Here is a 25,619-nt window from a genome sequence, read left to right as displayed (position 1 = left end):
CGCTACCTCCGCGGGGTCTCCGAGGGCATGACGGTGGTGGAGGGGGTGGCACGGCGGATGACGACGAGGCGGTCGGTCAGCTCCAGGACGGCCGCGTCCGGGTCGTCGTAGCCCAGCACCCGGTGGCCGCGCACCACGGAGACCACGAGGTCCTTGCACTCGCGCGGGGAGCGGCCGGCCTCGGCCTTGGTGACCGGGCGCTCGGTGAGGTTCAGGCCCGTGCCCTGGTGGATCAGGTCCTCCATGACCGCGCCCGCGCTCGGGCTAAGCATGGACATGCCGAGCAGTCGTCCGGCGGCACTGGCGCTGGTGATCACGGAGTCCGCGCCGGACTGCCGCAGCAGCGGCGCGTTCTCCTCCTCGCGCACCGCCGCGACGATGCGCAGGTTGCGGTTGAGCTGACGGGCGGTGAGCGTCACCAGGACCGCGGTGTCGTCGCGCTGGGTGGAGATGACCACCTGGGCCGCCCGCTGCACCTCCGCCTTCAGCAGGACGTCGCTGCGGGTCGCGTCGCCGACGACCCCGGTGTAGCCGTCGGCGTTCGCCGCCTCGACGACCTTGCGGCTCGGGTCGATTATCACGATCCGCTCCCGGGGGACCCCGGTCGAGATGAGCGTCTCGGCCGCGGAGCGCCCCTTCGTGCCGAAGCCGATGATGACGGTGTGGTCGCGCAAGGAGGACCTCCAGCGGGCCAGGCGGAACTGCTGGCGGGTCCGTTCGGCCAGCACCTCCAGGGTGGTGCCGATCAGGATGATCAGGAACAGGACGCGCAGCGGGGTGATGACCAGGACGTTGACCAGCCGGGCGCTGTCGCTGACCGGGGCGATGTCGCCGTAGCCGGTCGTGGAGAGGCTGACGGTGGTGTAGTAGAAGCAGTCCAGCAGCGAGACCTCGCCGTCGGCGTTGTCGGTGTAGCCGTCGCGCTCGAGGTAGACCAGGAACACCGTCACGAGCAGGACGACCAGCGCGGCCAGCAGCCGCCGCAGCACCTGCCGCAGCGGCCCGGCCGCGGGCTCGGGCAACTGCACGAAGTGCTGCAGCTCTTCGGGCGAGGTGTGGTTCATGCCGTCACGCCCACGGGAGTCTCAGTAGGTGTACGCCGGCGCCGGTGGCGGCACCGCCGGGCGGCACGACCGCGAGAGCGGTGGCCGCCGCGATGCCGCGGAGCATCGCGGGGCCGCTGAACCGCAGCGGCCGTACGCCACCGCCATCCTGCACGACCGGGACCAGGCGTGTGTCACGGGGGTGGCCCTGGACCTCGCCGAGGAGGGCGGCGGCGGGCAGGGCGTCGTCTCCGGTGTGCGGTCCGGTGTGCGCACCGGCGGGCTGCGCTTCGGCCGGACCGGCGCCGGTGGCGGCACGCAGCAGCGGTTCGGCGAGGGTGAGCAGTCCGGACACGGCCGCCAGCGGGTTGCCGGGCAGCCCGACCAGATGCGCACCCGAGGGCAGCCGCGCCAGCAGCATCGGGTGGCCTGGGCGTACGCGCACCCCGTCGACCAGCAGCTCCGCCCCCAGGCGGCGCAGGGCCGGGTGGACGTGGTCGACGGGGCCGGAGGCCGTCCCGCCGGTGGTGACGACGAGATCGGCGGTGGTCCCCTCCAGCGCGGCGTACAGCGCCCCGGCGTCGTCGCCGAGACGGCGGGTGGCGGTGACCCCGGCGCCCAGAGCCGTCAGCCAGGGACCGACCATCGGGCCGAGCGCGTCACGGACCCGGCCGCCGGACGGAACGCCGGAGGCCAGCAACTCATCTCCCAGCACCAGGACTTCGGCGCGGGGACGGCGTACGACCGGCAGCTCGTCCCAGCCCGCGGCGGCGGCCAGCCCCAGCACGGCCGGGGTGACCGGCGTACCACCGGGCAGCAGACGGTCGCCCGCCCGGCACTCCTGGCCGCGCGGGCGGATGTCCGCGCCGTGCTGGGGGGCACCGTTCGCGCGCAGCCGCCGGTCGCGGACCTCGCCGTACTCGGAGCGCAGCACGGCGGTGGTGCCGGGCGGGATGCGGGCACCCGTGGCGATGCGGACGGCGTGGCCGTCCGGGAGCGGGTCCGGGCAGTCGTCGCCGGCCAGGATGCCGCGGGACGTGCCGTGTGCTGTGGAGGGGGACGTGCCGGAGGCGGCGTCCCCGCCGTCCCGCGTGCCGTCCCGGGGACCGAGCGGCTCCCACGGGCCGGGCCCGGCGACGGCCCAGCCGTCCATGGCCGAGGTGTCGAACGCCGGCAGATCGGTGAGCGCGGTCAGGGGGGCGGCGAGACGGTGACCGAGGGCCTCGTCCAGGGGGACGGCGGCGGGCTCGGACCGCCGGCCGGCCCCGGCGCGGGCGGCGGCGGCACGGGCGGCGGGCCAGTCGCGGTGCCGTACTCCGTCGTGGGGGTCGTGGGGGTCGTGGGGGTCGTGGGGGTCGTGGGGGTCGTGGGGGTCGTGGGGGTCGTGGGGGCCGCTCTCCCGGGGAGCCGGGCCGGACCTCCGTCCCCCTGACCGGCCGTCACCGCGGGACGTGCCGTGCGTGTCTTTGTGCGTGTCACCGCGGCCGTCGGCCAGGGCGAGGGCGTCGGCCAGCTCGTCGCCGCTCATCCGGCGTCCGTTCCCTCTCCGCCGCGGGCCTCTCCGCCCCCGCCGCCCCCGCCGCCCCCGCCGGCCTCGGCGGCCTCGGCGGCCCAGCGCCGGGCCAGTTCGGCGGCCTTGCGAGCGGCCTCGGCCACGTCCTCGGGACTCCCGCCCGCACGCGCCGCCGCGTATCCGACGAGGAAGGTCGTCAGCGGGGCGGCGGGCCGGGCCACACCGTGCGCGGCGTCCCGCGCGAGGTCGAGGAGGGCGGCGGTGTCGACGTCGATGTCGATACCGAGTTCGGCCTTGGCCGCGGTCATCCATTCGTTCAGCACGCGTCCATGCTCCCTGATGCGGGAGCGGGCCGAGGCGAGTTCCTCCCAGGTGTCGCAGTCGCGGGCCTCCCCGGGGCCGGCGGGGGCGATGCGGCGCAGTACGAGCTCGTCGGTGAGCAGCCGCAGGGGGAGGTTCGCCGGCCGCCCGTGCTCGGCGGCGATCAGCGCCAGTTCGCGGCGGAGGGACTCGGCTCGGTAGGCGCCCAGGAGGGGCTGGGCACGCCCGTCGTCCACGATCGCCCCGTCGGGGCCGGCGGAGACGCCGGGACCGGTGTCCCCGCCGTGCAGGCCGTCCACACCGTCCAGCAGCGCCCGCACGGTGGCGGGCGTCAGGAACGGCAGGTCGGCGGAGAGCACCAGCACCGTCTCGCTCCCGGTGCGGCGCAGTCCGGCGTCGAGTGCCGCCAGCGGCCCGCCGCCGGGCGGGTCCTCGCGCGTCCAGTCCACCGGCCGGGCCGTCGGCCTGCGCGGGCCGACGACCACCGTCCGCGCCGCGTCCGCGCAGGCGTCCAGCACCCGGTCGAGCAGCGTCCGGCCCCCGACGGTGAGGGCGGGCTTGTCCGTCCCGCCGAGCCGGCGGGCGGCGCCGCCGGCGATGACGACGGCGTCGTACACATGGGTCATGCCCCGAGTGTGGCCCCCGCCGCCCCGGCCCGGACGGGGGGCTTCCGGACCGGGGCGGTCGCTGTCGGGTCTGTTCGCGGTGCGCCGGGCTCCGGACCCGGTGGTGAGGCGAACCCTTGGCCCGCTCCGGCCTCGGCGGTGGGCACGGATCCGCACGGTTCGCCTCGGTCCGGGCCGGAGCGGGCGGTCGGGGCACTCGATGCACTGCGTGACAGTGCCGGGCGGCGCCCCACCACCCCGGCGGGGTGCGGACCGGAGCACAGGCGGTGCACCCGCCCGCAGCGGCGGGCGGGGCCGGGGAAATTTCTGCCCGGTTCTTCGGCCTGCCCTGGGAGAGGCGGCGGCGGTGACGGCTCGCACACAAGTTCTGGTCAAGACGGGTGGGGGTGCCGGGCGGCGTGGGCGGCGTGCGGCTTCGGTACCGGTTCCGCCTCTGCCGCGCCGCCGGGCCGCCGGGCTGCCGTTGCCGACGGCCGGGGAGCTGTCCAGGGCACCGGTCACCGAGGCCAGGCGCACCCCGGGACGGGCCTGGCTGTCCGGGGTGTTTGTGGCAACTTCAATTGGCCCCACTCCGGCATTGAAGTTGGCCCCACTCGCTGGCCCTGACCGGTCGCGTGGGGTGCGTCAACCTCGCTCCGGCAAGTTGATTTGGCCCCACCCCGAACGAGTGGGTTCCCTGGTCGTGGGGAGGGGGCGGAGCGGTAGCGTGAAGCACATCGGATCCGGACTGGACGACGGGCCCCGACAGCCCGCCGGACCAGAGGATCTCGACCCGTGTTCGATCCGGGACCGACGGATTCTCCGATCTGTGGTGGACGACGAGGACGGGCATCGGCACGACCGACGGAGAACGGCTCGTGCCTAACCGGGCCGAGGCCGGCGCCCCGCACGGGGCGCCGGCCTCGGTTCTTGAAGTGGGTCGGATCAGCTTGTTTTTAACCTCGGGAAGCCGGAGCCGGATGTTCCCAGGTGAGCAAGTCGTAGGTCCGTCCCTTGTCGGTGACTGTCTCGGGTTTGGCGTCGGTGAGGCAGAAGCCTGCGGATCGGGCGACGGCGATGCTGGGGTGGTTGTCGGGCTCGATCTCGAGGATCACCCGGGTCAGGCCCGCGGTGTGGTGCGCGTACTCGGTCATGGTTCGAAGTGCTCGCGCTGCGAGGTGCTGGCCTCGGTGGGCGGCGCCCACGATATAGCCGATGCCACCAGTGGTCAGGTTGAGTAGGACTTCTCCCATGGCCTGTTGCCCGTCGGTCGTGATGGCCAGGTGGATGCGTTCGTGTCCGCGTCGTGCCTGGTGCGCGCTGTGCAAGTAGCGCCGTGCGGCGGCCTGGTCGAACGGCGACTGCAAGGGGGTCCGGTAGGCGACGTCGGGGTCGTCGAACAGTTCTTGCAGGACGGCGAGGTCGTCGCTTGTCCATTCCCGGAGCAACAGGCCGTGAGCGGTGAGCCGGAGGGGATGCATGTCCATGGGCCCGTCATTCTGCCCTGAAGCCGATCGCTCGTTCGGGTGATCATGGGAGTGGCGGGTGGTCTTTGGCTGATTCGGTAACCCGCACCTGATCAGTACGAAGGTTGTGGGGGATGGGTTGCTGCATCACGCTGCCCAGCGCGAGACGCTCGCGGTGGCGTCGTGCGGCGGGACTGAAGCCCCGCGCAACTTGTGATGCGGGGCTCAGACACCTTTTCAGGACTTTCGGTGTTTCTCCTGGGTCTTCTTGAAGCGGAAGCTGTCGGTGCCGGTCTCGACGATGTGCGCGTTGAAGGTCACCCGGTCCACGATCGCCGCGCAGAGCCGGGGATCGGTGAACGTCTGCTTCCACTCCGAGAACGGGGCGTTCGAGGCGATGGCGATCGCGCGTCGTTCCTCGCGTTCGGTGAACACCTGGAACAGTAGCTTCGCCCCGGCCTTGTCCAGGTCGAGGTAGCCGAACTCGTCCAGACAGAGCAGGTCAACGCGTCCGTAGCGGGCGAGGGTGCGGCCGAGCTTCTTCTCGTCCGCCGCTTCGGCAAGGTCGTTGACCAGGTTCGCCGTGGTCGTGTAGCGGACCCGCATCCCGGCCTCGGCGATCGCGGTCCCGATGCCGATCAGCAGGTGCGACTTGCCGGTGCCGGAGTCCCCGATCAGGCAGAGCGGCAGGCCGGCCTTCACCCAGGCCGGGTCGGCCAGGGTGCTGACCTGCTCGGGGGTGACGTTCGGGTTCTTCTCGAACTCGAAATCCTCCAGCCGCTTGGGGCGGGGGAAGTTCGCCTCCCTGACCAGCCTGGTCTTCTTCCGCTCCTCGCGCTGGAGACACTCGGCTTCCAGCAGGTCGGCCAGGAAGTCCTTGTAGCTGGCCCGCTCTTTCAGCGCCGTGCCCGCGATCTCCTCCCAGCGTGAGCGAATCGTGGGCAGGTGAAGGGCCCGGCAGGCTTCGTCGATCACGGTCTCGACGGCGCCAGCGGCGGCGGCGTCCTTGCGAGGCCCAGGGACTCGCTCACCGACGTCGAAGAGGGCGGTGCTGTCGTTCATGCGGAACCTTTCGGAAGGCGGGTCAGGAGCTGGTCATAGACGTCCACCGACGGCGGGGGGCGGTTGTCCTCGGGCAGTTCGGGTCGGCGGGCGGGCAGCGTCAGCAGCTGCCCGCCGGGGATGTCCGCCCAGGGCGGAGGATCGTTCTCGTCGTCCTCCGGCTCTGGGTCGCGGGCGGCGGACTCGGCCTTGCGGGCCTCGATGGCCACCACATCCGGGCTGATCGACCCGGCCTTGATCGCGGCCGACATTCCGGCCTGGACCGCCTCGGCGGGCATCCGTCGGTGCAGCAGCAGGACCTCGATCAGGGCCCGGGTGCCGGCCGCGTCCCCGTGCGCCTTCAGGGCCGCGGCCCAGTACGCCTCATGGATGGCCGTGAAGGAGCCCTCGGTCCGTGCGGCGGCCAGCGCGGTCGACCCGGCCATGGCACCCGGTTTGACCAGGAGGATCTCCAGGTAGTGGTCCAGCACGTCGCGGTATCCGTAGCGTTTGGTCAGCCGCGGATGCCGGGCGACGATGTTCCGGCGCTCGAAGACCAGCAGTTCGTTGCCCCGCAGCAGAACGCGTACGCGTTCTCCGATGAAGCGGGCGGGCACCGAGTAGTGGGACTGGCGGACAGTGATCCGGCTGGTCCGGTCAACCTTCGGCGTCAGTGTGATGCCGCACTCGAAGTCCTCGGTCGGCAGCGGGGCCAGTTCTTCGGCCTCGATGCGGAAGTTGAAGCCGATCGAGGTCAGCTTCCCGCGCAGGATCCGCTCGTCCTCCGCCTCGTCGATCGTGGCGATGCGGGAGTTCAGCTCCTCCAGCGACGGGACGTCGGGGACCGGGACCAGGTGGGCCCGGCGGAAGCGTCCGCCTTCCTGTTCGACCCCGCCCTTCTCGTGGGCGCCTTCCTCACCGGGAATGCAGTAGAAGGCATCGAACCCGTAGTGCGAACGGAAGGTGGTCCACCGCTCTGATTCCACCCGGTTGCGGCCGGTGCAGACCTGCCGGACCGCGGGCTTGAGGTTGTCGTAGCGGATGTGCTTGGTCGGGACACCGCCCAGCACCCGGAATGCTTCCGCATGGCCTTCCAGGAACGACTCCTGGGCCTGTGAGGCGAACACCCGGTGGACGGCCTTGCCCGAATGCGACAGCCGCAGCGTGAACAGGTGGCACTTGACCACCTCGCCGGCCACTCGCACCCACACGTCCGCGAAGTCGACCTCGGCTTCCTCGCCGGGCAGGTGTGCTTGGGGCACCATCCCCTCCAGATGCTGGCGGCCCTCACGGTCCTCTGCCACGATCTCCGGTCGCCGTTTGCGGACGTAGTTGCGCAGAGTGGAATACGACGCCAGGTCGAAGTCGTGCTCCTCGGCCAGACGCTTCTGGATCCGCTCGATGGTGTGCTTCTGCTTCCTCGGGGCCTTCTGGTCGGCGCGGAGCATCGCGTCGATCCACCCGGTGGCCGGGTCCAGGATGCGGAACTGCCGTTGGCCGGACTTGCGCGGCGGCGGGATCGCGGAGGCCATGGCCTGCCGGACGGTTCGGCGGTGAACGCCGTACTTCGCCGCCAGGGCCCGCTGCGAGATCGACGGATCGAGACGGACATCCCGACGGATCTGTTCGAACAGCTCGACACGCGAAACACGCAACCCGGCCTCCCGACACGGCCATGACCCACAGCACGGCCTCCGACATGACCGTGAACGACGGACACACCCTGTCGGGATCGGGCAGACAGCCCAGACCATTCACTCGGACGAGGGCATGTCGCCTCAGAGCTTCACAGATGGGGCCAAATCAAATGCCGATCAACTGGGGCCAGACCAGAGTGCCGGAGTGGGGCCAACGAAACCTGTCACAAACACCGGGGGCTCCGCCCTCGTACTGCAGCAGTCACTGCGCGACCCGGACACCGCGTACCGGAACTTCTTCGACGGGCCGGCGGGCAGGCGCCCCCGCGCGGGCGCGCCCCGGTACAAGCCCCGCAAGGACGCCCGGCAGGCCGTCCGCTTCACCGCCAACGCCCACTGGCCGATCACCCCGGGGCGCAAACTGCGCCTGCCGAAGATCGGCGACATTCCGGTGCGCTGGTCCCGCTCCCTGCCGTCCGCCCCGTCCGCCCCGTCCGCGGTGACGGTGGTCCGGGACAGCGCGGGCCGGTACTCCGCGGCCCTCGTGGTGGAGACCGGACCCGGGGAACTGTTGCCGGAGACGACGCCCGGGGTCGCGCCCGAGCTGGGAATCGGTCTCGGGCCGACCCACTTCGCCGTCCTCTCCGACGACACGAAGATCGACTCCCCGCGGTTTCTGCGCCGGGCCGAGAAACGCCCGAGGAAGGCACGGCGGGCCCTGTCCCGCGAACAGCAGAACAGCAGGAACCGGGACGAGGCCCGGGGCCGCGTCGCACGGGCACACGCGAAGGTCGCCGACGCGCGCCGCGAGTTCCTCACCCCCATGGCCTTCGGCACGGGAGTGCCCCGTCCGCCTCTCCACCGGGATCGTCCACGAGAACCAGGCAGTCGCGGTGCAGGACCTGTGCGTGCAGGGACTCGCCCGCACCCGCCTGGCCAGGTCCGTGCACGACGCCGGATGGTCGGCGTCCGTGGAACATGCTGGAGTACAGGGCCGCCCGCTCCGGGCGCACCTTCCTCAAGGCCGGCCGCTGCGGGCCGACCGGCCGGGTGTGCTCGGCCTGCGGCGCCCAGGACGGCCCCGGGCCCCTGCACGTCCGGGTGTGGACGTGCAGGGCGTGCGGAGCCGTCCTGGACCGGGAGGTCAACGCGGCGGTCGACGTCGCCAGGGCGGCCGGACCGGCCGTGCCGGCCCGTGGAGCGCAGGCAGGACGGGCGTTTCGTCCCGGCGCAGCGCGGAGAGGCGGGAACCCACCCGACACCGCGGCCACAGGCGACGCGGATGTCAAAGGGTGCGCAGCAGTACCGCCGGGTGCTCGACGCAGTCCGCCACGTACCGCAGGAAGCCGCCCGCCGTACCGCCGTCGCACACCCGGTGGTCGAAGGTGAAGGAGAGCTGTACGACCCGGCGCACCGCCAGTTCGCCCTCGTGCACCCAAGGCTTGGGGGTGATGCGGCCGACTCCGAGCATCGCCGCCTCGGGGTGGTTGATGATCGGAGTGGAACCGTCCACCCCGAACACGCCGTAGTTGTTGAGGGTGAAGGTGCCGCCGGTCAGCTCGGCGGGCGTCAGCCTCCCCGCGCGGGCGGACTCGGTCAGCCGGGCGATCTCCTCGGACAGTCCGGCCGCGTTGCGGGTGTGGGCGTCGCGTACGACGGGGACCACGAGCCCGCGGTCGGTCTGCGCGGCGAAGCCCAGGTGGACTTCGGGCAGCCGGACGATCTCGCGCGCGGCCGTGTCCACCGTCGCGTTCAGCTCGGGGAACCGGGCGAGGGCGGCCGTGCAGATCCGGGCGAGGAGGGCGAGCAGGGAGACCTTCGGCCCCGCGGCGTTCATCGCCCGCCGGGCGGCGAGCAGTTCGGTGGCGTCGGCGTCCACCCAGCAGGTGGCGTCGGGGATCTCACGCCGGGAGGTGGAGAGCTTGTCGGCGACCGTACCGCGCAGCCCGCGCAGCGGGATCCGCTCGCCGTGCGCGGCGGTGCCGCCGACGGGTGCGGATGCGGGGACGGGCGCGGGTGCGGGTGCGGCCTGGGCCTCCGCCACCGCGCGCTCGACGTCGGCGCGCAGGATCAGCCCCCGCGGGCCGGAGCCGACGACCTGCCGCAGGTCGATCCCGTGCTCCCGCGCGAGCCGCCGCACCAGCGGCGAGATCACCGGTACGGGTCCGTCGGCGGGGCGGATCTCCACGGGCGCGGCGGGCGGGCCGGCCGCCACGGGCGCGGACAGCTCCGGATCCGGATCCGGAGCCGCAGGGGCGGGCGCGGCGGCGGGGACCGGGACGGGCACGCCGTTGGCCGGGCGGACCCGCCTGCGGCGGGCGGCGGGCGCGCCCGTGCCGTATCCCACCAGTACGTTCCCGGACTTCTCCGAGGCGTCGGCCGGCGCTCCGGCCGACGCCTCGGCGGGGACGCCGGCCGGCTCACCCGCCGTGGCGGCGGAGGCCCCGACGGCCACCGTCACCAGCGGCGCGCCGACGGGGATCTCGGCCCCTTCCTCTCCGAACCGGGCGGTGACCACACCGCCGTACGGGCACGGCACCTCGACCATCGCCTTGGCCGTCTCGACCTCCACCACCGGCTGGTCGACGGCGACGACATCGCCGACGGACACCAGCCAGCGGACGATCTCGGCCTCTGTGAGCCCCTCACCCAGGTCGGGCAGGGCGAACTCGCGGACCTCGGCCATCAGCGGCCACCCCTCTCGCGCGTGCTCGCCCCGCCGAACGCCTCGGGCCGCTCGGTCCACTCCGACTCCCACTGGAGCCGGGCGACGGCGTCCAGGACCCGGTCAACTCCGGGCAGGTGGTGGCGCTCCAGCATCGGCGGCGGGTAGGGGATGTCGAATCCGGCCACCCGCAGCACGGGCGCCTCCAGGTGGTGGAAGCAGCGCTCGGAGATCCGGGCGGCGATCTCGCCGCCGGGGCCGCCGAAACCGGACGACTCGTGGACGACCACGGCCCGCCCGGTGCGCCGCACCGACGCGCAGACCGTCTCGTCGTCGAAGGGCACCAGGGAGCGCAGGTCGACGACCTCCAGCTCCCAGCCCTCCTCGTGGGCGGCCTCGGCCGCCTCCAGGCAGACGGGCACCGACGGGCCGTAGGTGACCAGCGTGGCGGACGTCCCCGTGCGGCGGACCCGGGCGCGGCCGATGGGCTCGACGGCCTCCGGCTCCTGTGGCGACCAGTCGGCCTTCGACCAGTACAGCCGCTTGGGCTCCAGGAAGATCACGGGGTCGTCGGAGGCGATGGCGGCCCGCAGCATCCCGTAGGCGTCGGCCACCGTCGCCGGGGTCACCACGTGCAGGCCGGGGGTGGCCATGTAGTACGCCTCGGAGGAGTCGCTGTGGTGCTCCACACCGCCGATCCCGCCGCCGTAGGGCACCCGGACGGTGATGGGCAGCGGCATCGCGCCGCGCGTGCGGTTGCGCATCTTGGCGACATGGCTGAGGAGCTGCTCGAAGGCCGGGTAGGCGAAGGCGTCGAACTGCATCTCCACCACAGGCCGCAGCCCGTACATCGCCATGCCGACGGCCGTGCCCAGGATGCCGGCCTCGGCCAGCGGGGTGTCGGTACAGCGGTCCTCGCCGAACTCCGCGGTCAGGCCGTCGGTGACGCGGAAGACGCCGCCGAGCGTGCCGACGTCCTCACCGAGCACGTGCACGGACGGATCCTCGGCCATGGCGTCGCGCATCGCGCGGTTGAGGGCCTGGGCCATGGTGGCGGGCCTGCGGTCGGCCCCGGCCCCGCCCCGGGCCTCTTGGTCCGCCCTGCCCGCACTCTTGCCCGTGGTCGCGGTCGTCATCGCTCGCCTCCCGCCGTGGTCCCGCCGTGCCCGGTGGTCCCGCCGTGCCCGGCCTGTCCGTCGTTCTCCGCGTCCAGCTCGGCGCGCAGTTGCGCGGCCTGCTCCCCGAGCTGCGCGGTCTTCTCCGCGTAGACGTGGTCGAAGAGATCCATCGGATCGAGCACAGGGTCCTCGTTCATCGCCTCGCGCAGCCGCGCGGCCATCTCCTCGGCCTCCTCGTGCGCCCCGTCGCGTGTCGCGTCCTCGAACAGGCCGCGCTCGGTCAGCTCGCGCTCCAGCAGCGCCACGGGGTCGTGTTCGAGCCATACGCCGACCTCGTCGTCGCCGCGGTAGCGGGTGGCGTCGTCGGCGTTGGTGTGGGCGTCGATCCGGTAGGTCACGGCCTCCACGAGGGTGGGCCCCTCGCCTCGCCGGGCGCGCTCGACGGCCTCGGTCAGGACCCGGTGGACGGCCGCGGCGTCGTTGCCGTCCACCAGCCGGCCGGGGACGCCGTAGCCCACGGCCTTGTGGGCCAGCGAGGGCGCGGCGGTCTGCTTGGCCAGGGGGACGGAGATCGCGAAGCCGTTGTTCTGCACGAGGAAGACCGTCGGGGTGCGCCAGACGGCGGCGAAGTTCAGCGCCTCGTGGAAGTCGCCCTCGCTGGTGCCGCCGTCGCCGACCATGGCCAGCGCCACCACGTCGTCGCCCTTGAGCCGGGCGGCGTGGGCGAGCCCGACGGCGTGCGGCAGATGGGTGGCCAGCGGGGTGGACAGCGGGGCGACGCGGTGCCGGTGCGGGTCGTAGCCGGTGTGCCAGTCGCCGCGCAGCAGCCCCAGCGCCTCGGCCGGGTCCATGCCGCGGGCGACGGCGGCGAGGGTGTCGCGGTAGCTGGGGAAGAGCCAGTCCCGCTCCCGGAGGACCAGGGCCGCGGCCACCTCACACGCCTCCTGCCCGGTGGAGGAGGGGTAGACGGCGAGCCTGCCCTGCTTGGTGAGCGCGGTGGCCTGCCGGTTGTAGCGGCGGCCCCTCACCAGGTGCGCGTAGAGCGTCCTGAGCAGGCCGGGGTCGAGGTCGGCGCCGGTGCCCAGCAGCCGGTACGGCTCGGAGTCCGGCAACAGCGGCACGGGGTCCGTGCGCGGCTGCCAGGCGGGCGGCGGCGCGGGGCGGTATGCGCCTGGCTGCTCCAGGACTGTCATGCGGCACCTCCTGGTGGGGGGGGCATCTGCGGGCAGGGGGCCGCGCTGGGTCCGGCGGGCCCCCTACCGATTGTTCGGTCGTCGGCTCATTTTGGCTACGGGTGGCACCGCCCTGTGGACAAACGGTTCTGCGCGGCGTGGGATGTCGGCAGGACGTCCATGGAGGGGAGGCGGCAGGCCATGCCGGAAGAACAGATGGCCCCCGAGGCGCCGGAGGACGGACACCGGCCGCCCGCCAGACCGCTCGATCCCGTCGACCGGTCCATCCTGCGGATGCTGCAGCTGGACGGGCGCGCCTCGATACGGTCGGTCGCCGAACGGGTGCACGTGTCCCGGGCGAACGCGTACGCCCGGATCAACCGCCTCGTGGAGGACGGGGTGATACGCGGCTTCGCGGCCCGGGTGGACCACGAGCGCGCCGGTCAGGGCGCGTCGGCGTACATCACGCTGAAGATAGTGCAGAACTCCTGGCGCGCGGTGCGCGAGAAGCTCCAGGCACTGCCGGGCGCCGCGCACATCGCGCTGGTCAGTGGCGACTTCGATGTGCTGCTGCTGGTGCACACCGCCGACAACCGGGCGCTGCGGGAGCTGGTGCTCACCCGGATACAGGCGATGCCGGAGGTGCTGAGCACCCGCACCCTGCTGGTCTTCGAGGAGACCGACCTCGAACCCGAGCCGTGAGCGGCGAGCCGGGCGGCCCGCTCCGGCCCCCTGCCCCGCGCCCCGCCCTCCGCTCCTCCGCCGCTACTGCCTGCGCAGCCCCTCGAAGGCCAGCCGCACCACCGCTTCGGCGACCCGCTCGCGGTCCGCGGCGTCCCCGGGCTGCGGGCGGTACCACTCCACGATGGAATTGATCATTCCGAAGAGCAGCCGGGTGGCCAGCCGGGCGTCGAGGTCCGAGCGGATGTCGCCCTCGGCGGCGGCGTCCTTCAGCAGTCCGGCCACCCGGTGGTCGAACTCCCGGCGGCGCTCCGTCGCCCAGCGCTCGGTGCGGGTGTTGCCCCGCACCCGCAGCAGCAGGGTGACGTAGGGCAGCTCGGCCATCAGCACCTCGGCGGTGCGGCGGGTGACGTGCTCCAGCCGCTCGATCGCCCGCCCCCGGCCGGCGTCCGGCTCGTCCAGGATGGCGAAGAGGCCGTCGAGGGCGCGGGCTATCGCCCGGCGCAGCAGTTCCTCCTTGCCCCGCACATGGTGGTAGATGGAGGACTTGGAGATCCCCGCCGCACGGGAGAGGTGCTCCATCGAAGTGCCGTCGTAACCACGCTCGTTGAACACCTCCACGGCCACCGCGAGGAGCGACTCGGGCGTGTAGGTGTCGCGCCCCGGCGACTTGGCGGAGGGCCTGGCCGGCGACCCGGCCGACGGCTTGGCTGGCGGCTTGGCTGGCGGCTTGGCTGGCATGGCCTCGATGTTATCCACAGGCGGCCTGCCCCTCTTGCCCCGACCGATCGTTCGGTAGCAGTATCTACCTGTCCGCCCGTCCGCGCACGGCGGCCCGCGCGCCCTCCACGGCCCGCCCGGGCGCCGTCCGTACGGCACCGCCGCCCGCTCGACGAGCTCGACGAGGAGTTGGTCCCCGATGGCCGCCGCACCCACCCAGGCCCCGCCACTGACCCAGGAGGGGCTCGCGGAGAAGCACCGCCCGACGCTTCGGATGGCACTGGAGGCGATCCGCACCAGGGATTACTGGTCCCCGTATCCGGAGCACCCCAAGGCGTACGGCGGGGAGCACGGCACGCTCGGTCCCGCCGAGGGGAAGGCCGCGTTCGACGCCCTGCTGGGCCGCCGCTTCGAGCTGGACCAGCCCGGCACGGACGGCTGGGTGGGCGGCGAGGTCTCGCCGTACGGCATCGGGCTGGGCGTGGAGTACCCGCACGCCGACATCGGGGCGCTGCTGCCCGCGATGCGTGCCGCGCTGCCCGCCTGGCGGGACGCGGGGCCGGAGGTGAGGGCGCTGGTGTGCCTGGAGATCCTGGCCCGGATCAACGCGCGCACCCACGAGTTCGCCCACGCGGTGATGCACACCAGCGGGCAGGCCTATCTGATGGCGATGCAGGCCGGCGGCCCGCACGCCCAGGACCGCGGCCTGGAGGCGGTGGCGTACGCCTACGCCGAGCAGACCCGCACCCCGGAATCGGCGCGGTGGTCCAAGCCGCAGGGCAAGCGGGACCCGCTGGAGCTGGCCAAGGAGTTCACACCGGTGCCGCGCGGCGTCTCGCTGATGATCGGCTGCAACACCTTCCCCACCTGGAACGGCTACCCGGGTCTGTTCGCCTCCCTGGCCACGGGCAACCCGGTGCTGGTCAAGCCGCATCCGCGCGCGGTCCTTCCGCTGGCGATGACGGTGCGGACCGCCCGCGAGGTCCTCGCCGAGGCCGGCTTCGACCCGAACACGGTGGCGCTGGCCGCCGAGCGGGACGGCGAGGGCATCGCCCGGGAGCTGGCCGTACACCCCGAGGTCCGGATCATCGACTACACGGGGTCGACCGCCTTCGGCGACTGGCTGGAGGCCAACGCCCGCCAGGCCCAGGTCTTCACCGAGAAGGCCGGCGTCAACACGATCGTCGTCGACTCCACCGACGACTACCGGGGCATGCTGGGCAATCTGGCCTTCTCCCTGTCCCTCTACAGCGGCCAGATGTGCACCACCCCGCAGAACCTGCTGATCCCGCGCGGCGGCATCGACACGGACGCGGGCCACAAGTCCTACGCGGAGTTCACCGCCGATCTGGCGGGCGCGGTGGACAAGCTGCTGGGCGACGACCAGCGGGCGGTGGCGCTGCTGGGCGCGATCGTCAACCCCGGGGTGCGCGAGCGGCTGGAGGGGGCGCCGGAGCTGGGCGAGACCATCCTGGCCTCGCGCGCGGTGGAGCACCCGGAGTTCCCCGGCGCCACGGTCCGCACCCCGGCGATCGTCGGGCTGGACGGGACGAAGCCCGAGTCGGAGGAGGTCTGCATGTCGGAGTGCTTCGGCCCGGTCTCCTTCGCCGTCGCCGTGGACTCCGCTGCCGAGGCGGTCGAGCTGCTGCGCCGCACCGTCCGGGAGAAGGGCGCGATGACGGTCGGCGCGTACACCACCTCGCCGGAGGTGGAGCGGCTGGTGGAGGAGGCCTGTCTGGAGGAGTGCGCCCAGCTCTCGCTGAACCTCACCGGTGGGGTGTACGTGAACCAGACCGCTGCGTTCTCCGACTTCCACGGCTCCGGCGGCAACCCGGCGGCCAACGCCGCGCTGTGCGACGGGGCGTTCGTGGCGAGCCGCTTCCGCGTGGTGGAGGTCCGCAGGCAGGCCTGACGCCTCCCGCTCCCGGAGGGTCCGAAGGCTCCCGGGGGCTCGCCGCGCGGCGGGCCCCCGGGAGCGGGCGGCTCCCGGCGGGTCGCTCTCAGCCGATGTCGGCGTGCGCGCGGATCCAGGCGTGCATGGCGATGGCCGCCGCCGCGCCCGCGTTGACGGACCGGGTGGAGCCGAACTGGGCGATGGAGCAGACGCGCTCGGCGTGCTTCCACGCCTCCTGCGTCAGCCCCGGCCCTTCCTGGCCGAAGAGCAGCACACAGCGGCGGGGCAGCTCGGTGGTCTCCAGCGGGACGGCGCCGGGTAGGTTGTCGATCCCGATGACCGGCAGCCTCTCGGCCCGTGCCCAGTCGGCCAGCGCGGCCACGTCCGGGTGGTGGGTGATGTGCTGATACCGGTCGGTGACCATCGCGCCGCGCCGGTTCCACCGGCGCTTTCCGACGATGTGGATCTCCTTGGCCAGGAAGGCGTTGGCGGTGCGCACGACACTGCCGATGTTGAAGTCGTGGTTCCAGTTCTCCACCGCGACGTGGAAGTCGTGCCGCCGGGTGTCGAGGTCGGCGACGATCGCCTCCCGGGTCCAGTAGCGGTAGCGGTCCACGACGTTGCGCCGGTCGCCGCGGGCCAGCAGTTCCGGGTCGTAGTGCTCGCCGACGGGCCACGGCCCGGGGTGGGGACCGACGCCCACCTCCGCGCCGTAGCCCTCGTCGTACTGCACGGGCTCGTCCCGCACGGGCCGGTTCTCCGTCTCGCCTTCGCTCACCCCACGAGGGTACGTGCGGGGCCGTCGGCCCCGGACGGCTGAGCCGCCTCCTCCGGCTCGCGCGGGCGTCCCCGGCGCAGCCGTGAGGTCGCCCGGGACGTCCTGGCCCCGATCCAGACCAGGAGAACCGTCGGCAGGAAGACGGCGTCGGCCGCGATCATGGCGAGCGAGAAGAAGGGCAGGCCGAGGATGACGGCGATGGAGGCGTGCTCCAGCATCATCACGGCGAGCAGCACGTTCTTCACCCGGCGGTTGAAGAGGGTGAAGGGGAAGGCCACCTGGGCGATCACCGTGCCGTAGGTGATCAGCATGACCATCAGCCCACTGCTCCCCAGCACCTCGGCCAGAGCCGGCCAGGGGGAGAAGTAGTCCAGGTGCAGGGGGTAGTAGACGGCTGTGCCGTCCTGCCAGCGGGAGCCCTGGACCTTGTACCAGCCGGCGGTCGCGTAGATCAGGCAGACCTCGGCCATGATGATCAGCAGGACGGCGTTGTGGACGATGTTGCCCAGGACGTCCATCAGCCGGCGGACGTTCTCCCGCCCGGCCCGTCCGTCCGCGGGGCGGGTGACGTACCACCACAGCCCGTACACCAGCCACAGGCTCCACAGGAAGGTCGCCCAGCCCACGTAGAGCACCGGTCCGTCGTCGCCGAACCAGCTCAGCCGGCCGCCCGCGGTGGCCACCAGCAGGACGGCGCCGAGCAGCGACCACAGCGCGATGCCGACCAGGTCGGCCCCCCCGGCGCCGGAGCGGCGGGCGCGGCGGGCGTCGAGCGACCAGACCCGGCCGCAGCGGGTGAGCACCAGGTACATCGCCATCAGGTGGATGACGTTGTCGCCGCCGTCGCCCATGAAGACGCTGCGGTTCTGCAGGGACAGCACGCCGACCATGAACAGCACCGACATGGTCCTGGTCCGCCAGCCGGCCAGCAGCGCGGCGGAGGAGAGGACGGCGAGGGCGTAGACGGCCTCGAACCAGACGGCGCTGTCGGACCACAGCAGCACCGTGAAGGCGTGGTTGCCCGCCACCAGCCGCTCGCCCAGTTCCCAGCTCCACGGGCCGTCCGGGCCGTACAGCTCGCGCCGGTGGGGCCACTCGAAGAGCAGGAAGACCAGCCAGGTGAAGGAGAAGCCGATCCGGACGACCGCGCTCTGGTACGGGCCCAGCGCCCGGTCGCTGACCCGGACGATGCCGCGTACGACCGCTTCGTCGGCCTTCGACAGCAGGCGCCGCGACCACGGCCGGGGCGGTGCGGCGGGCGATTCGCCGGACGGCCGCTCCCCTGGCCGCCGGGCGCCGGGGACGGACGGGGCGGGGGCGGACGGGGCGGGGAAGCCGTTCTCGGGCTGTGTCACTGGTCCTCCGGGACGTCCGTGCGGTCGACCGGCCACCAGGGCAGCACCCGGTGCGTGGTCCCGGCACCCGCGCTCTCACCGCTCCACGGCGGCGGCGCGACCGGCGTGGTCGCCGACCGCACCTGCACGCGCCTGATCTCGCCGCCGTTCAGCTCGGGCCCGAACCGCGACATCACGATCCGCCGCAGATACTCCTCGGAGAGGTCTCCGCGCAGCCCGCTGGACCGGTTCTCCTCGTCGTGCGAGCCGGTGAAGAAGTCCCAGGCGCGGCGGAGCTCGTTCTGGTCGGTGTGGCTGGGGAAGGGGTTGCCCCGGATGTTGCCGATGTCCATCGCCGTCAGGTCCACCCAGCCGGTCCGCTCGCGTCCGCCGTCCGGCCGGACCACTTCCGCGCGGGCGTGGACGGCGACGTTCTGCTGGAGCGGGTTGGGGGCGAACAGCTTCCAGTTCTGCTCGAACTCGGGGTTGATGTAGTCCGAGACCGTCGGGCCGTGCTGCTTGCTGAGGGTGTTGTCCGGCGCGACGTGCAGGAAGACCATCGCCAGGTGCACGCCGGTGAGCACGGTGACGACGCCCAGCGCCACCGCGACGGCGATCCGCGCCGCGGGCGGGAGCGACATCACGCCCGGGGCTTTTCCGTAAGGCGTCCCGGAGGGTGCGCCGTCAGCCGACGGGGGCGGCGGTGCCTCCCGGCGCGTCTGTGCTTGTGGATCCATGCCCTCCCCGATCTCGGGCCCGGCCGGGCCCCGCTCTCACGACCCCGCGACACCGGTCGCGCTCCCCCGCGGCCGCCCCGGTCCGCGGCGGCCCTACGAGGTTATCCACAGCCTTGACACCTTGGGGCCCGGACGACCACCATTGAACCGAACGATCGGTCGGTTGGTTCCTCGCCAGGAGCAAGGGAGCTCTGCATGACGACGCTGCTGCCGGAAACGGACCGGGGCGGAGGTCCCGGGGCGCACGAGGAGGCGGGTCAGGAGGCGTACCAGGGGGCGTTCGACGCGGCGATCGCGGCGGACGAGCGGATCGAGCCGCGCGACTGGATGCCCGACGCCTACCGCGCCACACTGGTGCGCCAGATCGCCCAGCACGCCCACTCCGAGATCATCGGCATGCAGCCGGAGGCCAACTGGATCACGCGTGCGCCCTCGCTGCGCCGCAAGGCGATCCTGATGGCGAAGGTGCAGGACGAGGCCGGGCACGGGCTGTACCTCTACAGCGCCGCCGAGACGCTCGGCGCCAGTCGCGACGAACTGCTGGACAAACTGCACTCCGGGCGCCAGAAGTACTCCTCGATCTTCAACTACCCCACCCTGACCTGGGCCGACGTCGGCGCGATCGGCTGGCTGGTGGACGGTGCGGCCATCACCAACCAGGTGCCGCTGTGCCGCTGTTCCTACGGGCCCTACGCGCGGGCCATGGTCCGCGTCTGCAAGGAGGAGTCCTTCCACCAGCGCCAGGGATACGAGCTGCTCCTCGCGCTGAGCCGGGGCACCGAGGCCCAGCACGCCATGGCGCAGGACGCCGTGGACCGCTGGTGGTGGCCGTCGCTGATGATGTTCGGGCCGCCCGACGACGCCTCGAAGCACTCCGCCCAGTCGATGGCCTGGAAGATCAAGCGGCACTCCAACGACGAGCTGCGCCAGCGCTTCGTGGACATCTGCGTGCCCCAGGCCGAGTCCCTCGGCCTGGCCCTGCCCGACCCCGAGCTGCGGTGGAACGAGGAACGCGGGCACTACGACTTCGGGCCGATCGACTGGTCCGAGTTCCACGAGGTGCTGCGCGGCAACGGCCCCTGCAACGAGCAGCGGCTGGACCGCCGCCGCCGCGCCCACGAAGAGGGCGCCTGGGTGCGCGAGGCCGCCGCGGCGTACGCCCGCAAGCACGGCGAGCAGGACGGCGACGGAAGGACGGCGGCATGACCACCAGCGATTGGCCCCTGTGGGAGGTCTTCGTCCGCAGCAGGCGCGGCCTGTCCCACACCCACGCCGGAAGCCTGCACGCGCCCGACGCCGAGATGGCCCTGCGCAACGCGCGGGACCTGTACACCCGGCGGTCGGAGGGCGTCTCGATCTGGGTGGTTCCGTCGTCCGCGGTCACCGCCTCCTCGCCCGACGAGAAGGACCCGTTCTTCGAGCCCGCCGCCGACAAGCCCTACCGCCATCCCACCTTCTACGAGGTCCCGGAAGGGGTGCAGCACCTGTGAGCGCTCCCAGCACGGCCGTGCTGGCCCTCGGTGACGACGCGCTGGTCCTCTCCCACCGACTGGGGGAGTGGGCCGGGAACGCACCCGTTCTGGAGGAGGATGTCGCCCTCGCCAACATCGCACTGGACCTCCTGGGCCAGGCCCGCACCCTGCTGACGATGGCCGGCGACGAGGACGAGCTGGCATACCTCCGCGAGGAACGGGCCTTCACCAACGTGCAGCTCGTCGAGCAGCCGAACGGCGACTTCGCCCACACCATCGTCCGCCAGCTGTACTTCTCCACCTACCAGGAGCTGCTGTACGAGCGGCTGGCCGGCGGCGGCACCGACGACGCGGAGCTCGCCGCCCTGGCCGCCAAGGCGGTCAAGGAGGTCGCCTACCACCGCGACCACGCCGAGCACTGGACGCTGCGCCTGGGCGACGGCACCGAGGTGAGCCACAAGCGCATGAAGGACGCGCTGGAGGGGCTGTGGCGCTACACCGGCGAGCTGTTCCGGCCCGTCGAGGGCCTGGACGTCGACTGGGCCGGGCTGGACGAGGAGTGGGCGCGGCGCATCACCGCCGTGCTGGAGCGTGCGGCCCTCGCCGTTCCCGAAGGACCGCGGAGCAGCCCCTGGGCCGCCGGTGCCGGACGGCAGGGCGTCCACACCGAGCCGTTCGGCCGGATGCTCGCCGAGATGCAGCATCTGCACCGCAGCCACCCGGGAGCGTCGTGGTGACGCCCCCGGCGGAGGCGACGGCGCTGGAGGCGGAGCTGCGCGGGGTCGCCGGCTCCGTACCGGACCCGGAGCTGCCGGTGGTGTCCCTGGCCGAGCTGGGAGTACTGCGCGGTCTGCACGTACTCGGGCCCGGCCGGGTGGAGGTCGAGCTGACCCCCACCTACACCGGCTGCCCTGCGGTGGAGGCGATGTCCGCCGACGTGGAGCGGGCACTGCGCGAGCACGGCGTGGCGGAGGTGACGGTCCGCACGGTCCTCTCCCCGCCCTGGACGACGGACGCGATAACCGCCGAGGGCCGCCGCAAGCTGGCCGAGTTCGGGATAGCCCCGCCCCGGCCCGGTGCGGGGGCCACCGGGAGCGGCGGGCCGGTCGCGGTGGACCTGGCCATCCGCTGCCCCCACTGCGGCTCGACCGACACCACCCTGCTCAGTCGCTTCTCCTCCACCGCCTGCAAGGCGCTGCGCCGCTGCGCCTCCTGCCGGGAGCCGTTCGACCACTTCAAGGAGCTGCTATGAGGTTCCATCCGCTCCGGGTCCGCGAGGTCGAGCGGCTCACGGACGACTCGGTGGCCGTGGCGTTCGAGGTGCCGCCCGGGCTGCACGACACCTTCCGGCACATCCCGGGCCAGCACGTCACCCTGCGACGTGAGGTGGACGGCGCGGAGGTGCGCCGCACCTACTCCGTCTGCTCCCCCTCCGTCCCCGCACCCGCCGAGCCGGTGCTGCGGGTCGGCATCCGGCTGGTGGAGGGCGGCGCGTTCTCCGCCCACGCCGTCAAGGAGCTGTCCGCCGGGGACACGGTCGACGTGATGCCCCCGACGGGCCGCTTCACCCTGCGTCCCCGTCCCGGCCGCTTCGCGGCGGTCGCCGGCGGCAGCGGCATCACGCCTGTGCTGTCCATCGCCTCCACACTGCTGGCCGAGGAGCCGGACGCCCGGTTCTGCCTGATCCGCGCCGACCGCACTGCGGCGTCGGCGATGTTCCTGGAGGAGGTCGCCGAGCTGAAGGACCGCCACCCGGACCGCTTCCATCTGGTGCACACGCTCTCCCGCGAGGAGCGTCAGGCGGGCCTGCCCACCGGGCGGCTCGACGCCGAGCGCCTCGCCGACCTGCTGCCGGCCCTGCTGCCGGTGCCCGACGTGGACGGCTGGTTCCTGTGCGGACCGCACGGGCTGGTCCGGGAGGCGGAGCGCGCGCTGACCGCGCTCGGGGTGCCCCCAGCCGCGGTCCACCAGGAGATCTTCCATGTGGACGACGCCTCCCCGGCCGTGGAGAAGCGGACCGCCGCCCGTACCGCGCCCGGCGGCTCGAAGCTCACCGCCGTGCTCGACGGCCGCATGGGCGTCTGGCCCGCCGCCGAGGGCGAGACGCTGCTGGAGACAGTGCTGCGCAACCGCTCCGACGCGCCCTACGCCTGCAAGGGCGGGGTGTGTGGCACCTGCCGGGTGCGGCTGGTGTCCGGCGAGGTGAGCATGGACCGCAACTTCGCCCTGGAGCCGGAGGAGGTCTCGGCGGGGTATGTGCTGGCCTGCCAGTCACGGCCGGTCACCGAGACCGTCGAGGTGGACTTCGACGCCTGAGGAGCCCCACGGCCCCTCGTACAGCCGGCTTTCGCACTGCCGGTGGGCCCGGCGCGCTCCGACCCCCGCGCCGGGCCCCTCCCGTTCACAGCTCAAGTCGCGCGGCACGCGCCGCGTGTCACGCCACGCGGGCGGGCCCCTGCCCGTCGTTCACCAGAGGCTTCCCGGCCGCCTCCCAGGCCAGCATGCCGCCGTCGACGTTCACCGCGTCGATGCCCTGCCCCAGCAGGTACCGCGTGACCTGCGCCGACCGGCCGCCGACCCGGCAGACCACGTACACCCGCCGGTCCGCGGCCCTCTCGGTCACCTCGCCGAACCGCTCCGCGAACTCGCTCATCGGCACGTGCAGAGCCTCCTCGGCATGTCCGGCCACCCACTCGTCGTCCTCCCGGACGTCCAGCAGAAGGCCCTCCGACGGCACCGCCGTGACCTCCACCGACGGAATCCGGCCATACTGCATCAGGTCACGCCCCTCTCACCGGCCCCGGTTCTCCGGCGCCGTCTCGCACAGTCCACACACTCCGCACACTCCGCACGCTCCGGCCCGGTGATCCGGCCGGCCGCCGGCCGAGAACCTAACCCGTCGGCCTCGGATCACCCGTACACCCCGCCTGGCCCGTCCGACCGGTCAGCTCGGCCAGACGCGCCTCCTTCTCGGCGATCCGCTCGCGCAGCCGCCCGGCGATCTCCTCCAGCAGGCCGTCCGGATCGTCGGGCGCCAGCCTGAGCATGGAGCCGATCGCGCCCTCCTCCAGCTCCGCCGCGGCCGCGGCCAGCTTCTCCTTGCGCCGCGCCAGCCACTCCAGGCGCGCGTACAGCTCCTCGCCGCGGGCGGCCTCCCGCTCCTCCCCGGTCGGCGGCCCGGCGGCCCACTCCTCGGCCAGCGCGGCGAGCACCTCCTCGTCGCCGTCGGAGTACGCCTTGTTCACCCGGGTCATGAACTCCTCGCGCCGCCCGCGCTCCGCGTCGTCCTGCACCAGGTCCGGATGCGCGGAGCGCACCAGCTCCCGGTACAGGCGCCTGGCCCGCTCGCTGGGCCGCACCCGCTCCGGGGGCCGCACCCGCTGCCCGGTGAGCATCGCGACGGCCTCCGGCGGCAGCCCGGCGGAGTCCATCCACCCCTGGTACAGCTCCTCCACGGCCGGCATCGGCAGGAAGGAGGCACGTGCCTCACGCGCCCTGCGCACATCCTCGGGATCACCGGTGCACGCGGCCGCCGCCTCGGCGATCAGGACGTCCAGTTCCTCGATCCGGCCGTACAGCGGGCCGAGCCGCTGTTCATGCAGCCGGGAGAAGTTCTCCACCTCGACCCGGAAGGTCTCCACGGCGATCTCGTACTCGATCAGCGCCGTCTCGGCCGCGCGCACGGCTCGCTCCAGGCGCTCGACGGCCTCCCCGCCGGCGCTCGGGGCGGCCTCTGGCGCGTCCTGCGGCTCGTGCCCGGCCTGCCGGGCTTCCTGCTGGGCTTCCGGTTCCACGGGCTTCCTCGCGACGGCGTTCCACTGCACCCCGGCCCTGACCGTGACCCTGACCGGGATTCGCGCCGCGGCCACCGGGAAGACCCCCCGGCCGGACGGCGGCGCCACCCGGCCAGCCTACGGCTCCCCGGGCCCGGGCCTCACATCCCCGTCCACACCCCCGCCCCCACACGAGCCCTCACGCCCGGCCGCGCACACCGGCCCTCACACATCCCGCTCGGCCGGCAGCCGCCCGGCGCGCACCGCGGTCTCCAGCTCCGCGTGATCCCTCTCGGTACGGTCGGCGTAGGCCACCGCGAAGGCGGCCACCGCCTCGTCCAGCTCCTCCGACTTGCCGCAGTACCCCGCCAGCAGCCGCGGATCGGCGCTGTGGGAGTGCGCGCGGGCCAGCAGGGCGCCGGTCATCCGCGCGTAGTCGTCGATCTCGCCGGGCCCCAGCGCCGCCGGGTCCACGCTGCCCTTGCGGTTGCGGAACTGCCGCACCTGGTACGGCCGCCCCTCCACCGTCGTCCAGCCCAGCAGTGTGTCGGAGACCACCTGCATGTGCTGCTGCCCCAGTACCACCCGGCGGCCCTCGTGCCCCGGCTCCGGCCCGCCGACGCCCGCCAGGGCCGTGTACGGCCGCAGCACCGACGGCCGCGCCTCCTTCACCTGGAGCACCAGCGGCTTGCCCCGGTGGTCCAGGAGCAGCACCACGTACGAGCGCGTGCCCACGCTGCCGGTGCCCACGACCCGGAACGCCACGTCGTGGACCGCGTACCGCGCCAGCAGCGGCAGCCGGTCCTCCGGCAGCGTCCCCAGGTACTCCTCCAGCGAGGCGGCCACGGCCGCCGCCTCCGCGTCGGACGCCCTGCGCAGCACCGGCGGGGCGTCCACGAAGACCCGGCCGCCGTCGGTTTCCCGGGTGGATCTGGCGGCGAAGCGCGCGCTGGTGTTGCGCCGGGCCTTCTCCGAGACCCGCCGGAGGGTGCCCAGCAGGTCGTGTGCGTCGGCGTGCGAGACGAGTTCCTCGTCGGCGACCGCGTTCCAGGCGTCGGCCGCCGGCATCCTCGCCAGCAACCGCAGGGTGTGCCGGTACGCGCCGGCCGCGTCGTACGCCGCCGTCCGGCACACGTCCTCGTCCGCCCCCGTCTCCCGCCCGGCCAGCACCAGGGAGGCGGCCAGCCGCTTGAGGTCCCACTCCCAGGGGCCGCGCGCGGTCTCGTCGAAGTCGTTCAGGTCGATGGTCAGACCACCGCGGGCGTCGCCGTAGAGACCGAAGTTCGCGGCGTGCGCGTCACCGCAGATCTGCGCGCCGACGCCGGTGGCGGGCGTGCCGTGTGCCAGGTCGTACGCCATCAGCCCGGCGGAGCCGCGCAGGAACGCGAAGGGCGAGGCGACCATCCGGCCGACCCGGATCGGCACCAGTTCCTCGATCCGGCCCCGGTTGGACTCCTCCACGGCCGTCACCGCGTCCGGCCGTTCCGGGCTCGCGGAGAACTCCGCGTGGGCACGCCTCGGCACCGCCTCCCGCAGCGCCCTGCCCTCCCGCTTGGGCTCCCGCGGACTCCGCCGGTCCGCGAAACCCGGCACATACGGCAGCCGCTCGTCCACGGCCCCCACCCCCTGCTACTTACCAGCGGTCGGCG

Annotated in this window: 24 protein-coding genes and 1 pseudogene; 9 read left to right on the top strand and 16 right to left on the bottom strand. The window is 73.2% G+C overall.

The features are described from left to right. Positions 1–2: 2 nt before the first annotated feature. From ACGRHY_RS13495 to istA, 6 genes are all read right to left on the bottom strand, one after another. On the bottom strand, positions 3–1,064 hold the full coding sequence (locus ACGRHY_RS13495; protein ID WP_394635587.1) for a potassium channel family protein: 1,062 nt from the start codon (positions 1,062–1,064) through the stop codon (positions 3–5). Positions 1,065–1,068: 4 nt separating this feature from the next. Continuing rightward, positions 1,069–2,571, bottom strand: a complete 1,503-nt coding sequence (locus ACGRHY_RS13490) for a molybdopterin molybdotransferase MoeA (protein ID WP_394635586.1) — start codon at positions 2,569–2,571, stop codon at positions 1,069–1,071. After that, positions 2,568–3,503: an NTP transferase domain-containing protein gene (locus ACGRHY_RS13485; RefSeq protein ID WP_394635585.1), complete on the bottom strand. Its 936-nt coding sequence runs from the start codon at positions 3,501–3,503 to the stop codon at positions 2,568–2,570. The genes ACGRHY_RS13490 and ACGRHY_RS13485 overlap by 4 nt, the downstream gene beginning before the upstream one ends. A gap of 935 nt (positions 3,504–4,438) precedes the next feature. Next, a complete protein-coding gene (locus tag ACGRHY_RS13480; protein WP_394635584.1) occupies positions 4,439–4,969 on the bottom strand; it encodes a GNAT family N-acetyltransferase in 531 nt (176 codons plus the stop codon). A 216-nt stretch (positions 4,970–5,185) separates the two neighbouring features. Then, positions 5,186–6,010: an IS21-like element helper ATPase IstB gene (gene istB, locus ACGRHY_RS13475; RefSeq protein ID WP_394635583.1), complete on the bottom strand. Its 825-nt coding sequence runs from the start codon at positions 6,008–6,010 to the stop codon at positions 5,186–5,188. Then, positions 6,007–7,644, bottom strand: coding sequence for an IS21 family transposase (gene istA, locus ACGRHY_RS13470; RefSeq protein WP_394635582.1), 1,638 nt, complete (start codon positions 7,642–7,644; stop codon positions 6,007–6,009). The genes istB and istA overlap by 4 nt, the downstream gene beginning before the upstream one ends. 115 nt (positions 7,645–7,759) lie before the next feature. Here istA and ACGRHY_RS13465 point away from each other — a divergent pair. After that, positions 7,760–8,443 (top strand): annotated as a pseudogene (locus ACGRHY_RS13465) (RNA-guided endonuclease InsQ/TnpB family protein); the annotation flags it as partial. A 161-nt stretch (positions 8,444–8,604) separates the two neighbouring features. Next, entirely contained in the window at positions 8,605–9,015 is a 411-nt protein-coding gene (locus ACGRHY_RS13460) for a zinc ribbon domain-containing protein (protein ID WP_394635581.1), read from the top strand. On the opposite strand, the gene ACGRHY_RS13455 is transcribed toward ACGRHY_RS13460, so the two are convergent. Genes ACGRHY_RS13455 through ACGRHY_RS13445 form a run of 3 tightly spaced genes read right to left on the bottom strand, consistent with a single transcriptional unit; the run spans position 8,912 to position 12,602 of the window. Continuing rightward, positions 8,912–10,312 carry a dihydrolipoamide acetyltransferase family protein gene (locus tag ACGRHY_RS13455; RefSeq protein ID WP_394635580.1) on the bottom strand — a complete coding sequence of 467 codons (1,401 nt, stop codon included), beginning with the start codon at positions 10,310–10,312 and terminating at the stop codon, positions 8,912–8,914. The two genes, ACGRHY_RS13460 and ACGRHY_RS13455, sit on opposite strands and share 104 nt — an antisense overlap. Then, positions 10,312–11,427 (bottom strand): alpha-ketoacid dehydrogenase subunit beta, encoded by a 1,116-nt coding sequence (locus ACGRHY_RS13450; protein ID WP_394635579.1) that lies wholly within the window; start codon positions 11,425–11,427, stop codon positions 10,312–10,314. Before ACGRHY_RS13450 ends, ACGRHY_RS13455 begins: the two co-directional genes overlap by 1 nt. Next, positions 11,424–12,602, bottom strand: coding sequence for a thiamine pyrophosphate-dependent dehydrogenase E1 component subunit alpha (locus ACGRHY_RS13445; protein WP_394635578.1), 1,179 nt, complete (start codon positions 12,600–12,602; stop codon positions 11,424–11,426). Before ACGRHY_RS13445 ends, ACGRHY_RS13450 begins: the two co-directional genes overlap by 4 nt. Before the next feature lie 180 nt (positions 12,603–12,782). On the opposite strand from ACGRHY_RS13445, the gene ACGRHY_RS13440 reads away from it, so the two are divergent. Beyond that, positions 12,783–13,283 (top strand): Lrp/AsnC family transcriptional regulator, encoded by a 501-nt coding sequence (locus tag ACGRHY_RS13440; RefSeq protein WP_394635577.1) that lies wholly within the window; start codon positions 12,783–12,785, stop codon positions 13,281–13,283. A gap of 63 nt (positions 13,284–13,346) precedes the next feature. On the opposite strand, the gene ACGRHY_RS13435 is transcribed toward ACGRHY_RS13440, so the two are convergent. After that, complete coding sequence (locus ACGRHY_RS13435; protein WP_394635576.1) at positions 13,347–14,003, bottom strand: TetR/AcrR family transcriptional regulator; 657 nt, start codon at positions 14,001–14,003, stop codon at positions 13,347–13,349. Positions 14,004–14,181: 178 nt separating this feature from the next. On the opposite strand from ACGRHY_RS13435, the gene paaN reads away from it, so the two are divergent. Next, entirely contained in the window at positions 14,182–15,894 is a 1,713-nt protein-coding gene (gene paaN, locus ACGRHY_RS13430) for a phenylacetic acid degradation protein PaaN (RefSeq protein WP_394635575.1), read from the top strand. Between the two features lie 88 nt (positions 15,895–15,982). On the opposite strand, the gene ACGRHY_RS13425 is transcribed toward paaN, so the two are convergent. Genes ACGRHY_RS13425 through ACGRHY_RS13415 form a run of 3 tightly spaced genes read right to left on the bottom strand, consistent with a single transcriptional unit; the run spans position 15,983 to position 18,629 of the window. Further along, entirely contained in the window at positions 15,983–16,654 is a 672-nt protein-coding gene (locus ACGRHY_RS13425) for a TrmH family RNA methyltransferase (protein ID WP_394635574.1), read from the bottom strand. Continuing rightward, positions 16,651–18,009, bottom strand: coding sequence for an HTTM domain-containing protein (locus tag ACGRHY_RS13420; protein ID WP_394635573.1), 1,359 nt, complete (start codon positions 18,007–18,009; stop codon positions 16,651–16,653). Before ACGRHY_RS13420 ends, ACGRHY_RS13425 begins: the two co-directional genes overlap by 4 nt. Next, complete coding sequence (locus tag ACGRHY_RS13415; protein ID WP_394635572.1) at positions 18,006–18,629, bottom strand: DUF5819 family protein; 624 nt, start codon at positions 18,627–18,629, stop codon at positions 18,006–18,008. Before ACGRHY_RS13415 ends, ACGRHY_RS13420 begins: the two co-directional genes overlap by 4 nt. A gap of 291 nt (positions 18,630–18,920) precedes the next feature. Here ACGRHY_RS13415 and paaA point away from each other — a divergent pair, with 291 nt between their 5' ends. From paaA to ACGRHY_RS13390, 5 genes are read left to right on the top strand one after another with little or no spacing between them, the layout of a single operon-like run. Continuing rightward, a complete protein-coding gene (gene paaA, locus ACGRHY_RS13410; RefSeq protein ID WP_394635571.1) occupies positions 18,921–19,931 on the top strand; it encodes a 1,2-phenylacetyl-CoA epoxidase subunit PaaA in 1,011 nt (336 codons plus the stop codon). Further along, on the top strand, positions 19,928–20,215 hold the full coding sequence (gene paaB, locus ACGRHY_RS13405) for a 1,2-phenylacetyl-CoA epoxidase subunit PaaB (RefSeq protein ID WP_394635570.1): 288 nt from the start codon (positions 19,928–19,930) through the stop codon (positions 20,213–20,215). Before paaA ends, paaB begins: the two co-directional genes overlap by 4 nt. Beyond that, positions 20,212–20,934, top strand: coding sequence for a 1,2-phenylacetyl-CoA epoxidase subunit PaaC (gene paaC, locus ACGRHY_RS13400; protein ID WP_394635569.1), 723 nt, complete (start codon positions 20,212–20,214; stop codon positions 20,932–20,934). The genes paaB and paaC overlap by 4 nt, the downstream gene beginning before the upstream one ends. After that, the gene (paaD, locus tag ACGRHY_RS13395; RefSeq protein WP_394635568.1) at positions 20,928–21,449 is read left to right on the top strand and encodes a 1,2-phenylacetyl-CoA epoxidase subunit PaaD; all 522 of its coding nucleotides are present in this window, start codon (positions 20,928–20,930) and stop codon (positions 21,447–21,449) included. Before paaC ends, paaD begins: the two co-directional genes overlap by 7 nt. Further along, positions 21,446–22,513: a 2Fe-2S iron-sulfur cluster-binding protein gene (locus ACGRHY_RS13390; protein WP_394635567.1), complete on the top strand. Its 1,068-nt coding sequence runs from the start codon at positions 21,446–21,448 to the stop codon at positions 22,511–22,513. Before paaD ends, ACGRHY_RS13390 begins: the two co-directional genes overlap by 4 nt. A gap of 118 nt (positions 22,514–22,631) precedes the next feature. Here ACGRHY_RS13390 and ACGRHY_RS13385 read toward each other — a convergent pair whose 3' ends face one another. From ACGRHY_RS13385 to ACGRHY_RS13375, 3 genes are all read right to left on the bottom strand, one after another. Next, positions 22,632–22,973, bottom strand: coding sequence for a rhodanese-like domain-containing protein (locus ACGRHY_RS13385; RefSeq protein WP_394635566.1), 342 nt, complete (start codon positions 22,971–22,973; stop codon positions 22,632–22,634). Positions 22,974–23,088: 115 nt separating this feature from the next. Next, the gene (locus ACGRHY_RS13380) at positions 23,089–23,991 is read right to left on the bottom strand and encodes a J domain-containing protein (RefSeq protein ID WP_394638036.1); all 903 of its coding nucleotides are present in this window, start codon (positions 23,989–23,991) and stop codon (positions 23,089–23,091) included. Positions 23,992–24,195: 204 nt separating this feature from the next. Further along, on the bottom strand, positions 24,196–25,584 hold the full coding sequence (locus ACGRHY_RS13375; protein WP_394638035.1) for a DUF2252 domain-containing protein: 1,389 nt from the start codon (positions 25,582–25,584) through the stop codon (positions 24,196–24,198). Positions 25,585–25,619 lie beyond the last annotated feature (35 nt).

It is taken from the genome of Streptomyces shinuiensis, from assembly GCF_043660855.1.
Taxonomy (GTDB): Bacteria; Actinomycetota; Actinomycetes; order Streptomycetales; family Streptomycetaceae; genus Streptomyces.
The sequence above is the reverse complement of the archived record's forward strand: the minus strand, read 5'-3'. Positions and strand labels throughout refer to the sequence as shown.

Excerpts from the sequence above, each read along its gene's own strand:
- ACGRHY_RS13385 (WP_394635566.1), bottom strand. The coding sequence starts at position 22,973 with ATGCAGTATGGCCGGATTCCGTCGGTGGAGGTCACGGCGGTGCCGTCG.
- ACGRHY_RS13415 (WP_394635572.1), bottom strand. The coding sequence starts at position 18,629 with ATGTCGCTCCCGCCCGCGGCGCGGATCGCCGTCGCGGTGGCGCTGGGC.
- ACGRHY_RS13480 (WP_394635584.1), bottom strand. The coding sequence starts at position 4,969 with ATGGACATGCATCCCCTCCGGCTCACCGCTCACGGCCTGTTGCTCCGG.
- paaB (WP_394635570.1), top strand. The coding sequence starts at position 19,928 with ATGACCACCAGCGATTGGCCCCTGTGGGAGGTCTTCGTCCGCAGCAGG.
- ACGRHY_RS13445 (WP_394635578.1), bottom strand. The coding sequence starts at position 12,602 with ATGACAGTCCTGGAGCAGCCAGGCGCATACCGCCCCGCGCCGCCGCCC.
- ACGRHY_RS13440 (WP_394635577.1), top strand. The coding sequence starts at position 12,783 with ATGCCGGAAGAACAGATGGCCCCCGAGGCGCCGGAGGACGGACACCGG.
- ACGRHY_RS13390 (WP_394635567.1), top strand. The coding sequence starts at position 21,446 with ATGAGGTTCCATCCGCTCCGGGTCCGCGAGGTCGAGCGGCTCACGGAC.
- ACGRHY_RS13460 (WP_394635581.1), top strand. The coding sequence starts at position 8,605 with ATGCTGGAGTACAGGGCCGCCCGCTCCGGGCGCACCTTCCTCAAGGCC.
- ACGRHY_RS13455 (WP_394635580.1), bottom strand. The coding sequence starts at position 10,312 with ATGGCCGAGGTCCGCGAGTTCGCCCTGCCCGACCTGGGTGAGGGGCTC.
- ACGRHY_RS13485 (WP_394635585.1), bottom strand. The coding sequence starts at position 3,503 with ATGACCCATGTGTACGACGCCGTCGTCATCGCCGGCGGCGCCGCCCGC.
- paaN (WP_394635575.1), top strand. The coding sequence starts at position 14,182 with ATGGCCGCCGCACCCACCCAGGCCCCGCCACTGACCCAGGAGGGGCTC.
- paaA (WP_394635571.1), top strand. The coding sequence starts at position 18,921 with ATGACGACGCTGCTGCCGGAAACGGACCGGGGCGGAGGTCCCGGGGCG.
- istB (WP_394635583.1), bottom strand. The coding sequence starts at position 6,010 with ATGAACGACAGCACCGCCCTCTTCGACGTCGGTGAGCGAGTCCCTGGG.
- ACGRHY_RS13490 (WP_394635586.1), bottom strand. The coding sequence starts at position 2,571 with ATGAGCGGCGACGAGCTGGCCGACGCCCTCGCCCTGGCCGACGGCCGC.
- ACGRHY_RS13435 (WP_394635576.1), bottom strand. The coding sequence starts at position 14,003 with ATGCCAGCCAAGCCGCCAGCCAAGCCGCCAGCCAAGCCGTCGGCCGGG.
- ACGRHY_RS13450 (WP_394635579.1), bottom strand. The coding sequence starts at position 11,427 with ATGACGACCGCGACCACGGGCAAGAGTGCGGGCAGGGCGGACCAAGAG.
- ACGRHY_RS13495 (WP_394635587.1), bottom strand. The coding sequence starts at position 1,064 with ATGAACCACACCTCGCCCGAAGAGCTGCAGCACTTCGTGCAGTTGCCC.